The sequence below is a fragment of the Xanthomonas sp. 3307 genome (assembly GCF_014199735.1).
In the GTDB taxonomy this organism is placed as follows: domain Bacteria; phylum Pseudomonadota; class Gammaproteobacteria; order Xanthomonadales; family Xanthomonadaceae; genus Xanthomonas_A; species Xanthomonas_A rydalmerensis.
Genome location: NZ_JACHOG010000004.1, coordinates 236,647 through 249,236, shown reverse-complemented (window position 1 = coordinate 249,236; position 12,590 = coordinate 236,647). Strand labels below are relative to the sequence as shown.

The window sequence follows — 12,590 nt, the reverse complement described above, 5'->3', positions numbered from 1 at the left end:
TCGTGCTGGCACCGCGGGCGCGGCAGCGCCGTGCGCGCCGGGGCGCGCCGGGGAGCGGTGGGGCGCTGCGGGTAGACTGCGGCCCATGACCGAGACCCACGACGCGCCCGTCTCCCCATGCCCCCAACCCGCCGCTATCGCGGTGGCACGCGGCATCCACGACGCATTCGAGGACTACCATGCGCGTTTCGCCGAGATCACCCGGCGCGCGCGGCGCCGCTTCGAGACGCGCGACTGGAACGCTGCGCGCAACGATGCGGTCGAACGCATCGCCCTGTACGACCAGTGCATCGGCGAGTGCATGCTGCGCCTGCGCGCGCTGCTGCTCGGCCAGGCCCACGACCGCACGCTGTGGGCGCAGGTTCGCGACAGCTTCGCCGCGCAACTGCATGGGTTGATCGACCAGGAGCTGTACAAGACCTTCTACAACACCCTGACCCGGCGCTTCTTCCGTACCCAGGGCGTGGATGCGCAGATCGAGTTCGTGGCGCTGGACATCGAGCCCACCGACGCCATCACCCACCCGGTGGCGCGGCACAACTACGTGGTGTCCGAGGCGCGGCCCGTGGACGCGTTCGTGCGCGTGCTCGGCGACTACCGGTTCGATGTGCCGTACGCGCACCGCACGCGCTGCGCGGCGGCCATCGCGGTGCGGCTACAGGACGATCTGGCGCATTGGGGCGAGAACCCGGTGCGCGGCATCGAACTGCTGGAGACCGTGTTCTACCGCGAACGCCGCGCCTACCTGATCGGCCGCGTGTTCGGCGAACACCGCTTCTCGCCGTGCGTGATCGCCCTGGTCAACGACGCGCAGGGCCTCCGCGCCGAAGCGGTGCTGACCAAGCGCAACGACGTGGCGCAACTGTTCGGCATTTCGCGCAGCTATTTCCAGGCCGATCTGTCCACTGTCGGTGATGCGGTGGTGTTCCTGCGCAGCCTGCTGCCGCACAAGCCGATCGACGAGTTGTACACCATGCTCGGCCGCGCCAAGCAGGGCAAGACCGAACGCTTCCGCACCTTCTTCCGGCACTTCCAGGCGCATCCCAACGAACAGCTGGTGCATGCCGAGGGCACGCCGGGCATGGTCATGGCGGTGTTCACCCTGCCCAGCTATCCGCTGGTGTTCAAGCTGATCCGCGACCGCTTCGCCTATCCGAAGACGATGAGCCGCGAAGAGGTCGAAGAGAAATACGCGCTGGTGTTCAACCTCGATCGCGTCGGCCGCCTGCTCGACGCGCAGCCGTACCGTTCGCTGCGCTTCCCGCGTGCGCGCTTCGCGCCGGCGCTGCTGCAGGAACTGATGGAGGGTTGCGCACGCAGCCTGCGCGAGGATGGCGACGACCTGATCGTCGAGTTGTGCTACGTGCAGCGGCGCCTGCGCCCGCTGAACCTGTACTTGCGCGAGCAGGGCGCCGAGGCCGCGCGCGAGGCCGCGCTGGACTATGCCCAGGCGATCAAGGACATGGCCCGCAACAACATCTTCCCCGGCGACATGCTGCTGAAGAACTTCGGCGTGTCGCGGCAGGGCCGCGCGGTGTTCTACGACTACGACGAGCTGTGCCTGGTCACCGACTGCAACTTCCGCGACTGGCCGCAGCCGCGCAACGAGGAAGAGGCGATGGCCGCCGAACCCTGGTTCCATGTCGCCCCGCGCGACGTGTTCCCGGAGCGCTTCGCGATGTTCATGGGCCTGCCCGCGGCCTCGCTGGAGGCGGTGCGCCATGCCCATGGCGAACTGTTCGATCCGCAGTGGTGGCGCGACCTGCAGACGCGCCTGCGCGAGGACGACTATCCGGACGCGCCGCCCTACCCGGACGCGCTGCGCCTGGCCTGAGTTGCCGCCCAGCCGCCAGTGCGCTGTAATCGGCGCCTCATCTCAAGCAAGGAATGCACGATGCACCGCCGATCCCTCCGTTCGTGGTGGCGCTGGAGCGCCATGGTCTCGCTGCTGCTGGCGTTCGCCGCCGTCGCCGCCGACGGGGTCGGGCCCGGCGCGGTACGCAAGCAGATCGAAAGCAGCATGCTGGTGAGCGGCACGATCGACATCGAGCCCAGCGGCAAGGTGTCGGCGCTGGCGTTGGACCAGCAGGAGCGCCTGCCCAAGGGCGTGGTCGACTTCGTCCGCAGCACCGTGATGCAGTGGACGTTCGCGCCGGGCCTGCGCGATGGCAAGCCAGTGCCGGCGCGCACGCCGATGACCCTGCGGCTGATCGCCAAGCGCCTGCAGGGCGATGACTACCAGGTCGAGATCCGTGGCGCCGATTTCAGCCACTACGATCCCAACGATCGCAGTGTGGTGACCTCGATTCAGATGAAGCCGCCGGCCTATCCGCAAGCGGCCTACAGCGTCGGTGCCGCGGGTTCGGCGTACCTGGTGCTCAAGGTGGGCCGCGATGGCCGCGTCGCCGATGCCGCGGTGGAGCAGGTCAACCTGCGTGTGGTGGCGTCCGAACAGCAAATGCAGCGACTGCGCGATGTGCTGGGCAAGAGCGCGCTGGGCGCGGCCCATAAATGGACCTTCCGGCCGCCGAGCGAAGGCAAGGACGTGGATGCGCCCTATTGGACCGTGCGCGTGCCGGTCGACTACGCGTTGCGCGACCAGCCCCGCCAGGGCGCAGCGTCGGCGTATGGCCGCTGGATGAGCTACGTGCCCGGCCCGCGCCAGCGTGCGCCGTGGATCACCGGCCAGGATGCGGCCGGCTTCTCGCCGGACCTGCTGCCGGCCGGCGGCGTGTACATGGCCGACGGCACCGGCCCGCGCCTGCTGACGCCGCTGCAGCCGCTGCAGGGCGGCTGAGCGGCGGCCAGGTGCGCTTGGACGCAGGCACGGCAAAGCTGGCCGCGTTGGCAACGACCGGCCGACGCTAGCGCGCCGCGCGGCGATCGCCGCCGCGGCGCCGGGTCGACACGACCAGCACCGCCAGCAACAGTGCGGCCAGCAGCACCGACGCGCCGACCGTGCCCAGATCCAGCCCGCCCTTGCCGGCCGGCTTGCTCAGCAAGTCGCCGAGGGTGGCGCCGAACGGTCGGGTCAGCACGAACGCCGCCCAGAACAACGCCGTGCGCGAGACGCGGGTGAACGCATAGGCGAGGGCGATCGCCGCCAACAGCGCGGCGATCAGCGATGCGCCGCCGGCGAAGCCCAGCCCCGAGCTGTCGGCCAGGTAGTCGCCCAGCGCGGTGCCCAGCGTGTTGGAGACCAGGATCGCCAGCCAGTAGAAGACCTCGGCGCGGCCACTGCCGATCCGCTCGACCGACAGGCTGCGTTCGCACAGCCACCAGCTCGCCAGTACCGCGACCAGCAGGCTGACCAGCAGCAGCGCGCCCTGCGCGTAACCCAGGCCCAGGCTGCGGTCCATGTAATCCGACAGCGTGGTGCCGGCGGTGCTGGTGGTCAGGATCACCCACCAGTACCGCCACGGCTGGAACCGGCGTGCGCGCAGCTGCGCCCACAGCGAGACCAGGAACACCGCCAGCAGCAGCACGCTGCTCAGCGCATAGCCGATGTCCAGGGTCATCGACAGCAGGTCGCCGCCGGTCTCGCCCAGGGTGGTGGCGCAACTCTTCATCACCCAGAAGCCGAGGGTGACCGGGGCGACCTTGCTGGCGGCGCTATTGGCAGTGGTGGGCATGGCGGCGGACGCGGCGGGGCGAATGGCGCCCATCTCACCCGCGTCCACGTCGAAAGACCGTCGGACCCCGCGCCCGTCAGGCGCGGGGCGGCGCAGTGCCGGCGCCACAAACGCGAACGCCCCGCCGAAGCGGGGCGTTGCGGTCGAACCGGCGCCTGGACTCAGCGCTTCATCGAACCGAAGAACTCGTCGTTGGACTTGGTGTTCTTCATTTTGTCCAGCAGGAACTCCATCGCCGCGATCTCGTCCATCGGATGCAGCAGCTTGCGCAGGATCCAGATCTTCTGCAGCAGTTCCGGCTCGATCAGCAGGTCCTCGCGGCGGGTGCCGGAGCGGTTGATGTCGATGGCCGGGTACACGCGCTTCTCGGCGATACGGCGGTTCAGGTGCACTTCGCTGTTGCCGGTGCCCTTGAACTCTTCGTAGATCACCTCGTCCATCTTGCTGCCGGTTTCCACCAGCGCGGTGGCGATGATGGTCAGCGAGCCGCCTTCCTCGACGTTGCGCGCCGCGCCGAAGAAGCGCTTCGGGCGGTGCAGGGCGTTGGCGTCGACGCCGCCGCTGAGCACCTTGCCGGAGGACGGCACCACGTTGTTGTAGGCGCGGGCCAGGCGGGTGATCGAGTCGAGCAGGATCACCACGTCCTTCTTGTGTTCGACCAGGCGCTTGGCACGCTCGATCACCATTTCGGCGACCTGCACGTGGCGCGCGGCCGGCTCGTCGAAGGTCGAGGAGATGACCTCGCCGCGCACGGTGCGCTGCATTTCGGTCACTTCTTCCGGGCGCTCGTCGATCAGCAGCACGATCAGGTGCACGTCCGGATGGTTGGTGGTGATCGCCGTGGCCACCTGCTGCATCAGCATGGTCTTGCCGGCCTTGGGCGGGGACACGATCAGCGCACGCTGGCCCTTGCCCTGCGGCGCCATCAGGTCGAGGATGCGGCCGGAGATGTCTTCCGAGGAGCCGTTGCCGCGCTCCAGGGTGAAGCGCTTGCGCGGGAACAGCGCGGTCAGGTTCTCGAACAGGACCTTGTTCTTGCTCGCTTCCAGCGGCTCGCCGTTGATGGTGTCGACGATCGACAGCGCGAAGTAGCGCTCGCCGTCCTTCGGGAAGCGGATGCGGCCGGACAGGTGGTCGCCGGTGCGCAGGTTGAAGCGGCGGATCTGGCTGGGCGAGATGTAGGTATCGTCCGGGCCGGCCAGGTAGCTGGCCTCGGCCGCGCGCAGGAAGCCGAAACCGTCCGGCAGGATTTCCAGCACGCCGTCGGCGGCGACGCCTTCGCCGTGGCGGGTCAGCACCTTCAGCAGGGCGAAGATCACGTCCTGCTTGCGCGCGCGGGCCACGCCGTCCTGGATGTTGAGCTGCTCGGCGATGTCCAGCAGCTTCTGCGCCGGCATCTTCTTCAGGTCGCTCAGCGAGTAGATCGGGAAGCCTTCCGGCACGTTGGCGTGCGGGCGCGGCACGAACGGCTCGTTGGCACCGTTGTCGCTGGGCAGGCCGTTGTCCTGGAAGCGGTCGCCGCCGCGCTGGTTGCGGTCGCGGTCGCGGCGATTGCGGAAGCGATCGCGGCGGTTGCCCTGCTGGTTGTTCTGGTTGTTCTGGTTCTGATTCTGGTTGTTGAAGCGGTTGCCGCCGCCGTCGCGCGGCTCACGGCCTTCGCGCGGTTCGCCGCCTTCGGACGCCTGGCCGCCGCCCTGGTGGGCCGGCGCGTCGCCGCCGCCGTGGCTCTGGCCGCCGCTCGCGGCCGGGGCCGACTCCGGCGCTGCGGGACGCGGTGCTTCGGCCTGGACGGGCGCGGGGTTCAGCGGCAAGTTCGGCTGCGCCGGCGCGCCGTGCTCGGCGGCGCCTTCCGCGCCGCTCACGGCCTTGCTGACGCGCGGCTTGCGCACGCGCTTCTCGGCGGGGGCGTCGGCGCTCCCGGGTTCGGACATGGTGTGATCGGACAAGTGGTGTTCCTCGCTAAGAGTGCGAGCGCCCAGCGTGGGGGCATACGGGGTTGGGAGGAGGTCTGGGAGAGAATCTTCCAGAGGGGGTGCGGTGTGCGAATGCCACCGGATGCATCGACACTATCACCGCCACGCAAGCACGGCAAGCAGGCGTTTGTGGGCGATTCAGCCGCCGGCGATGAACGCCGACGGGACTGCCGCGGCGCCGCTCCGGTTGCGGAGCGGTGCCGGCAGCGGGCGTCAGGCGGCGCTGCTGCCCAGGGTCTTGTCGATCATCTGGGTCAGCTGGCCCTTGCCGACGGCGCCGATCTGGGTGGCCTGGATCTGGCCGTTCTTGAACAGCAGCAGCATCGGGATCGAGCGCACGTGGTACTTGATCGCGGTGGCGCGGTTCTCGTCCACGTTGACCTTGGCGACCTTGAGACGGCCGTCGTAGGCGTCGGCGAGGTCGTCCAGCACCGGCGCGATCATCTTGCACGGGCCGCACCACTCGGCCCAGAAGTCCACCAGGACCGGCTCGTCGGACTGCAGCACCGTGGCATCGAAATCGGCGTCGCCGACGTAAAGGACCTTGTCGCTCACTTGGGGTATCTCCTGGGCCAATGCGACTGGCCGGACCGGGTGGCCGCCGCATTGCGGTAAACTGGGGCATTGCGCGGCGAACTCAAGGGATTCCCCCTGTCGCGCGACCCGGCATGGAAGACGCCAGTGTGCGACGCTGCCGGGACCGATGCAAGCCGCGACCTTACGCTTCGGGCGGGGTGGCCTCACGAAGATGGAATGATGAGCGACAAACCGCTGACCGATGTGACTTTTTCCGCGTTCGAACTGCAGCCCGCGCTGCTCGCAGGCCTCGAAAGCGCCGGCTTCACCCGCTGTACCCCGATCCAGGCGCTGACCCTGCCGGTGGCCCTTCCCGGCCGCGACGTGGCCGGCCAGGCCCAGACCGGCACCGGCAAGACCCTGGCGTTCCTGGTGGCGGTGATGAACCGCCTGCTCAGCCGCCCGGCGCTGGCCGACCGCAAACCGGAGGATCCGCGCGCGCTGATCCTGGCCCCGACCCGCGAACTGGCCATCCAGATCCACAAGGATGCGGTGAAGTTCGGCTCCGAGCTGGGCCTGCGCTTCGCCCTGGTCTACGGCGGCGTGGACTACGACAAGCAGCGCGAACTGCTGCAGCAGGGCGTGGACGTGATCATCGCCACCCCCGGCCGCCTGATCGACTACGTCAAGCAGCACAAGGTGGTGTCGCTGCACGCCTGCGAGATCTGCGTGCTCGACGAAGCCGACCGCATGTTCGACCTTGGCTTCATCAAGGACATCCGCTTCCTGCTGCGGCGCATGCCCGAGCGCGGCACCCGGCAGACCCTGCTGTTCTCGGCCACCCTCAGCCATCGCGTGCTGGAGCTGGCCTACGAACACATGAACGAGCCGGAAAAGCTCGTGGTCGAGACCGAGAGCATCACCGCCGCGCGGGTGCGCCAGCGCATCTACTTCCCCTCCGACGAGGAGAAGCTGACCCTGCTGCTGGGCCTGCTGTCGCGCAGCGAGGGCGCGCGCACCATGGTGTTCGTCAACACCAAGGCGTTCGTCGAGCGGGTGGCGCGTTCGCTGGAGCGCAACGGCTACCGGGTCGGCGTGCTGTCCGGCGACGTGCCGCAGAAGAAGCGCGAGACCCTGCTCAACCGCTTCCAGAAGGGCCAGTTGGAGATCCTGGTGGCCACCGACGTGGCCGCGCGCGGCCTGCACATCGACGGGGTCAAGTACGTCTACAACTACGACCTGCCGTTCGACGCCGAGGACTACGTGCACCGCATCGGCCGCACCGCGCGGCTGGGCGAGGAGGGCGACGCGATCAGCTTCGCCTGCGAGCGCTACGCGATGAGCCTGCCGGACATCGAGGCCTACATCGAGCAGAAGATCCCGGTCGAGCCGGTCACCGCCGAGCTGCTGGTGGCGCTGCCGCGCACCCCGCGTGCGGTGGTGGAGGGCGAGGCCGCCGAGGCCGATGACGACGACCAGAGCATCGGCGAGATCTTCCGCGAGGCCCGCGCCCAGCGCGAGGCCGACGAACAACGGCGTGGCGGCGGTCGCGGCAAGCCCGGCGGCAGCCGCAGCGGCCCGGGCGGCCGTGGCGAGTCCTCGCGCAGCGCCGACGGCAAGCCGCGGCGTCCGCGCACGCCGCGTCCGGCCGACGCCAGCCCCGCCGCCGCGGACGGCAGCGCGCCGGCCGCCGCCGCGCCGGCGCCCGCTCCCAAGCCGCCGCGTGCTGCGCCAGCCGAGGGTGCTGTGCCGGCGGTCGAGGGCGAGCGTGCGCCGCGCAAGCGCCGCCGCCGTCGCGGCGGACGTCCGCTGGAAGGCGCCGAGGGCGCACCGGCCGGCAACGGCAGCGCCGCGCCGGCGACCGCCGCCCCGGCCAAGCCGGTGCAGGTCGTGGCCACCCCGGTCAAGGCCGCGCGCCAGGCCGATCGCAGTGCGGCGGCGAAGAACGATTCGTTCCTGACCCGCCTGGGCCGCAAGCTGCGCTCGCTGGTCTCCAGCTCCTGATCCGGACCGGCCGTCCGCCGCGTGCGACGCGCGCGGTGGACGAACACCCGGGCCGCTCCGGCATAATCGCCGGATGAGCGTTCTGCGGTTCGACAATGTCAGCAAACAGTACGCCGGCGGCCACGCGGCGCTGGTGGACGTCAGCTTCGAGGTCGAGGAGGGCGAGATGCTGTTCGTCACCGGCCATTCCGGTGCGGGCAAGAGCACCCTGCTCAAGCTGATCCACCTGAGCGAGCGGCCCTCGCGCGGCGCCGTCCTGTTCGGCGAGCGCAACCTGCTGAAGGTGCGCGGCCGCCGCGTGCCGCTGCATCGGCGCGAGGTCGGCGTGGTCTACCAGGACCACCGCCTGCTCACCGACCGCAGCATCGCCGAGAACGTGGCGCTGCCGCTGATCCTGCGCGGCACCCGCCGTGCCGAGATCGGCAAGCGCGTGCGCTCGGTGCTCGAGCGCATGGGCCTGGGCCACCGCGAGAAGGCGCTGCCGTCGCAGCTGTCGGCCGGCGAGCAGCAGCGCGTCGGCATCGCCCGGGCGATGGTCGGCGAACCGCGGCTGCTGGTCGCCGACGAGCCCACCGGCAACCTCGATCCGACCCTGGCCGCGGAAATCATGCAACTGTTCGCTGAACTGCCGGCGCGCGGCACCAGCGTGCTGGTGGTCAGCCACGACCTGGCGCTGCTCAAGCAGATGCGCAAGCGCGTGCTGATCCTGGACCACGGCCGCCTGATCGACGACATCTCCCCGCAGGACCTGGCCGAATGAGCGCACGCAATGCCGGCGCCGCGGCGCCCTCGCGGTTGGGCGTGTGGTGGGACCACCATCTGCACAGCATCGTCTACAGCCTTGGCCGCGCCATGCGCAAGCCGTGGGCGACGCTGCTGACCATGGCGGTGATGGCGCTGGCGCTGACCCTGCCGCTGGGCCTGTCGATCGCCCTGGACAACCTCAAGCAGTTCGCCGGCAGCGTGCAGCAGTCGCGCGACATCAACGTGTTCCTGAAGACCGACGTCGACGCCGCCGCGGCGCAGACGCTGGCGCAGACCTTGCGCGGCCGCGCCGACGTGGCGGCGGTAACGCTGCGCACGCCCGCCGAGGGCATGGCCGAGCTGCGCGACAGCGCCGGCCTCGGCGAGGCGCTGGACGCGCTGCAGGACAACCCGCTGCCGACGCTGCTGATCGTCACCCCGGCCGCGGCCGACGACACGCCGCTGGCGACCGCGCTGACCGCGCTGCCGCAGGCCGATCTGGTCCAGCACGACGCGCTGTGGCGCAAGCGCCTGGACGGCTGGCTGCATTTCGGCGAACGCCTGGTGCAGGTGCTGTCGCTGCTGCTCGGCGCCGGTGCGGTGCTGGTGGTCGGCAACACCGTGCGCCTGGACATCCAGTCGCGGCGCGAGGAGATCGGCGTGCTGCAGCTGCTCGGCGCCAGCGACGGCTTCATCCGCCGCCCGTTCCTGTACCTGGGCGCCTGGTACGGGTTCGGCGCCGGGGTGCTGGCGCTGGGCCTGCTCGCCGCCTCGGGGATGGCGCTGGGCCAGCCGCTGGCGGCGCTGGCCGACAGCTACGGCAGCCATTTCATGCTGCATGGGCTGGACGCGCTGCATGCCGGCTTCGTCCTGCTCGGCACCCTGCTGCTGGGCTGGCTCGGCGCCTGGCTGGTGACCGGCCATTTCCTGCGCCAGACGCGGCCCACCGACACCTGAGGCGCACATGGCCGGGCACGAGCTCAAGCATCTGATCAGCGCCGCCCCCCGGGTGATGGTGGTCGATGGCTCCAAGCTGGTGCGCAAGCTGATCGCCGACGTGCTGCACCGCGAACTGCCCGACGTGACCGTGGTCGGCTGCGCCAGCATCGCCGAGGCGCGCGCCGCGCTGGAGGCCGGTCCGGTCGATCTGGTCACCACCTCGCTGGGGCTGCCCGACGGCGACGGCCTGACCCTGGCGCGCAGCGTGCGCGAAGCCGCCGGGCAGGCCTACGTGCCGGTGATCGTGGTCTCCGGCGACGCCCAGCAGCACCTGGTCGAACGCCGCTTCACCGAGTACGTCACCGACTACTTCGACAAGGCGCTCGGCCACGAGGCGCTGGCCACCTTCATCCGCGGCTACGTGCAGCCGCAGCCGGTGGCCGGCGCCACCGTCCTCTACGTCGAGGACAGCCGGGTGGTGGCCGAGGCGACCAAGCGCATGCTCGAACGCCAGCACCTGCACGTGGTGCACGTGCTCAGCGCCGAGGACGCGTTCGCCCTGCTCACCGCCGAGTCGCTGGGCCGCACCACCCGCCGCATCGACCTGGTGCTGACCGACGTCACCCTCAAGGGCGAGCTCAACGGCCGCGACGTGGTCCAGCGCATCCGCGTCGACTTCGCCTACGGCAAGCGGCGCATGCCGGTGCTGGTGATGACCGGCGACAGCAATCCGCACACCCAGTCCGAGCTGCTGCGCGCCGGCGCCAACGACCTGGTGCAGAAACCGATCGAAGAGCGCCTGCTGGTCACCAAGGTGCTGTTCCAGTTGCGCCTGGCGCGGCTCGACGAGATCGCCGTGACCTTCTGACCGATGTGATGTCCCGAGCCTGGAAGCGATGAGCAACAACGAAGACGAAAGCCGGATCCAGCTGGAACCGTCCTGGAAGGCGCAGGTCGGCGACTGGCTGCTGCGCCCGGAGATGCGCGAACTGGCCGCGTTCCTGCGCCAGCGCAAGGCCGCCGGCGCGCGGGTGTTCCCGCCGGGGCGGCAGATCTTCGCCGCCTTCGATGCGACCCCGTTCGAGCGGGTGGAAGTGGTGATCCTCGGCCAGGACCCGTACCACGGCTACGGCCAGGCGCACGGGCTGTGCTTCTCGGTGCTGCCGGGGGTGCCGGTGCCGCCGTCGCTGCTGAACATCTACAAGGAGATCGAGGACGACCTCGGCATCCGCCGGCCCGACCACGGCTGTCTGCTGCCGTGGGCGCAGCGCGGCGTACTGCTGCTCAACGCGGTGCTGACGGTGGAGGAAGGCCGTGCCGGCGCGCACCAGGGCAAGGGCTGGGAGGGCTTCACCGACCACGTCGTGGAAACCCTCAACCGCGAGCGCGAGGGCCTGGTGTTCCTGCTCTGGGGTAGCTACGCCCAGGCCAAGGGCAAGGTCATCGACACCCGCCGCCACCGTGTGCTCAAGGCCCCGCACCCCTCGCCGCTCTCGGCGCACCGCGGCTTCCTCGGCTGCAAGAATTTCTCCGCTGCCAACGAGTACCTGCGGCGGCGCGGCGCGACCCCGATCGACTGGAGCCTGCCGCCGCGCGCGGAGCTGGAGGCGGCGCTGCGCGGCGCCTGAACCCCGGTTGGACGGCACGCCGCTGTCGCCTGGCGTGGACGCCATTTTCGCGAACCGGCTGCTACTTTGGCGGTCAGAGAACGGGATGACGATGCGTCCCGATTGTTTCAACGGCTTGTGATGCAGTGTCATTCCTGATTCATATGTTGCGTAAATAGAACACAGGAACTTTTTACTGTACCCAGCAGTCCAATTAGTAGACTGCTAAGATGAGCCCTATGAGCCAGACTCTTACTTCCAACGCATTGGTTGCCAACAACCTCCCGATCCCCAGTCCGCTCGGTTCGCTGGATGCCTATATCGGCGCCGTGCACCAGATCCCGGTGCTGACGTCCGACGAGGAACACGCACTGGCGGTGCGCTATCGCGACCAGGAAGACCTGGACGCGGCCCGCGAACTGGTCCATTCCCACCTGCGCTTCGTGGTGCACGTGGCCCGCGGCTACAACGGCTACGGCCTGCCGCTGGGCGACCTGATCCAGGAAGGCAACATCGGCCTGATGAAGGCGGTCAAGCGTTTCGACCCGGAGATGGGCGTGCGCCTGGTCAGCTTCGCGGTGCACTGGATCCGTGCCGAGATGCACGAGTACATCCTGAAGAACTGGCGCATCGTCAAGGTCGCCACGACCAAGGCGCAGCGCAAGCTGTTCTTCAACCTGCGCAAGTCCAAGACCCGCCTGGGCTGGATGAACGCGGCCGAGGTCACCGCCGTGGCCAAGGATCTCAACGTGTCCGAGCGCGAGGTGATGGAGATGGAGTCGCGCCTGTCCGGTCGCGATATCGGCTTCGATGCGCCGTCCGACGAGGACGACGACCACGCGCCGCCGTCGCCGGCTGCGTATCTGATGGCCAACGAGGAAGATCCCTCGCAGGCCTACGAACGCGCCGACAGCGAGGACAACCAGCTGCAGCTGCTACGCGAAGGCCTGGCGGAACTGGATGCGCGTTCGCGCGACATCATCAAGCGCCGCTGGCTGGATGCCGACAGCAAGATCACCCTGCAGGAGCTGGCCGACGAGTACGGCGTGTCGGCCGAGCGCATCCGCCAGATCGAGGCGAATGCGCTGAAGAAGATGAAGGCGCTGTTCGTCGCCTGAGTCGCCTGCGGCGGTCAGTAGCAACGCACGAAAGGCCCGGCACTGCCGGGCCTTTTC

Annotated in this window: 11 protein-coding genes; 8 read left to right on the top strand and 3 right to left on the bottom strand. The window is 69.5% G+C overall.

All coding sequences use genetic code 11. The features are described from left to right. Positions 1-85 precede the first annotated feature (85 nt). Positions 86-1,834, top strand: coding sequence for a bifunctional isocitrate dehydrogenase kinase/phosphatase (gene aceK / locus GGR64_RS12370; RefSeq protein ID WP_184447305.1), 1,749 nt, complete (start codon positions 86-88; stop codon positions 1,832-1,834). A gap of 60 nt (positions 1,835-1,894) precedes the next feature. Further along, the gene (locus GGR64_RS12365) at positions 1,895-2,797 is read left to right on the top strand and encodes an energy transducer TonB (protein WP_260303004.1); all 903 of its coding nucleotides are present in this window, start codon (positions 1,895-1,897) and stop codon (positions 2,795-2,797) included. Positions 2,798-2,864: 67 nt separating this feature from the next. On the opposite strand, the gene GGR64_RS12360 is transcribed toward GGR64_RS12365, so the two are convergent. The 3 genes from GGR64_RS12360 to trxA all read right to left on the bottom strand — a co-directional run bounded on the left by GGR64_RS12360 (position 2,865) and on the right by trxA (position 6,160). Beyond that, positions 2,865-3,665, bottom strand: coding sequence for a hypothetical protein (locus GGR64_RS12360; RefSeq protein WP_184646167.1), 801 nt, complete (start codon positions 3,663-3,665; stop codon positions 2,865-2,867). A 128-nt stretch (positions 3,666-3,793) separates the two neighbouring features. Then, positions 3,794-5,578, bottom strand: coding sequence for a transcription termination factor Rho (gene rho, locus GGR64_RS12355; RefSeq protein WP_184646165.1), 1,785 nt, complete (start codon positions 5,576-5,578; stop codon positions 3,794-3,796). A 240-nt stretch (positions 5,579-5,818) separates the two neighbouring features. Continuing rightward, positions 5,819-6,160, bottom strand: a complete 342-nt coding sequence (gene trxA / locus GGR64_RS12350) for a thioredoxin TrxA (protein ID WP_010341563.1) — start codon at positions 6,158-6,160, stop codon at positions 5,819-5,821. Positions 6,161-6,361: 201 nt separating this feature from the next. On the opposite strand from trxA, the gene rhlB reads away from it, so the two are divergent. The 6 genes from rhlB (at position 6,362) to rpoH (ending at position 12,533) form a co-directional block, all read left to right on the top strand. Beyond that, positions 6,362-8,125, top strand: a complete 1,764-nt coding sequence (gene rhlB, locus GGR64_RS12345; protein ID WP_184646163.1) for an ATP-dependent RNA helicase RhlB — start codon at positions 6,362-6,364, stop codon at positions 8,123-8,125. A gap of 73 nt (positions 8,126-8,198) precedes the next feature. Then, complete coding sequence (gene ftsE, locus GGR64_RS12340; RefSeq protein ID WP_160945586.1) at positions 8,199-8,885, top strand: cell division ATP-binding protein FtsE; 687 nt, start codon at positions 8,199-8,201, stop codon at positions 8,883-8,885. Then, positions 8,882-9,826, top strand: a complete 945-nt coding sequence (ftsX, locus tag GGR64_RS12335) for a permease-like cell division protein FtsX (RefSeq protein ID WP_184646162.1) — start codon at positions 8,882-8,884, stop codon at positions 9,824-9,826. Before ftsE ends, ftsX begins: the two co-directional genes overlap by 4 nt. A gap of 7 nt (positions 9,827-9,833) precedes the next feature. Further along, on the top strand, positions 9,834-10,676 hold the full coding sequence (locus GGR64_RS12330; protein WP_160965925.1) for a response regulator: 843 nt from the start codon (positions 9,834-9,836) through the stop codon (positions 10,674-10,676). A 28-nt stretch (positions 10,677-10,704) separates the two neighbouring features. Then, positions 10,705-11,436, top strand: coding sequence for a uracil-DNA glycosylase (gene ung, locus GGR64_RS12325; RefSeq protein ID WP_184646159.1), 732 nt, complete (start codon positions 10,705-10,707; stop codon positions 11,434-11,436). Between the two features lie 218 nt (positions 11,437-11,654). Further along, positions 11,655-12,533, top strand: a complete 879-nt coding sequence (gene rpoH, locus GGR64_RS12320) for an RNA polymerase sigma factor RpoH (RefSeq protein ID WP_160965929.1) — start codon at positions 11,655-11,657, stop codon at positions 12,531-12,533. The last annotated feature ends 57 nt before the right edge of the window (positions 12,534-12,590 follow it).

Coding starts and splice junctions, on each gene's coding strand:
- aceK (WP_184447305.1), top strand. CDS start 86: ATGACCGAGACCCACGACGCGCCCGTCTCCCCATGCCCCCAACCCGCC.
- GGR64_RS12365 (WP_260303004.1), top strand. CDS start 1,895: ATGCACCGCCGATCCCTCCGTTCGTGGTGGCGCTGGAGCGCCATGGTC.
- GGR64_RS12360 (WP_184646167.1), bottom strand. CDS start 3,665: ATGGGCGCCATTCGCCCCGCCGCGTCCGCCGCCATGCCCACCACTGCC.
- rhlB (WP_184646163.1), top strand. CDS start 6,362: ATGAGCGACAAACCGCTGACCGATGTGACTTTTTCCGCGTTCGAACTG.
- ftsE (WP_160945586.1), top strand. CDS start 8,199: ATGAGCGTTCTGCGGTTCGACAATGTCAGCAAACAGTACGCCGGCGGC.
- ftsX (WP_184646162.1), top strand. CDS start 8,882: ATGAGCGCACGCAATGCCGGCGCCGCGGCGCCCTCGCGGTTGGGCGTG.
- GGR64_RS12330 (WP_160965925.1), top strand. CDS start 9,834: ATGGCCGGGCACGAGCTCAAGCATCTGATCAGCGCCGCCCCCCGGGTG.
- ung (WP_184646159.1), top strand. CDS start 10,705: ATGAGCAACAACGAAGACGAAAGCCGGATCCAGCTGGAACCGTCCTGG.
- rpoH (WP_160965929.1), top strand. CDS start 11,655: ATGAGCCAGACTCTTACTTCCAACGCATTGGTTGCCAACAACCTCCCG.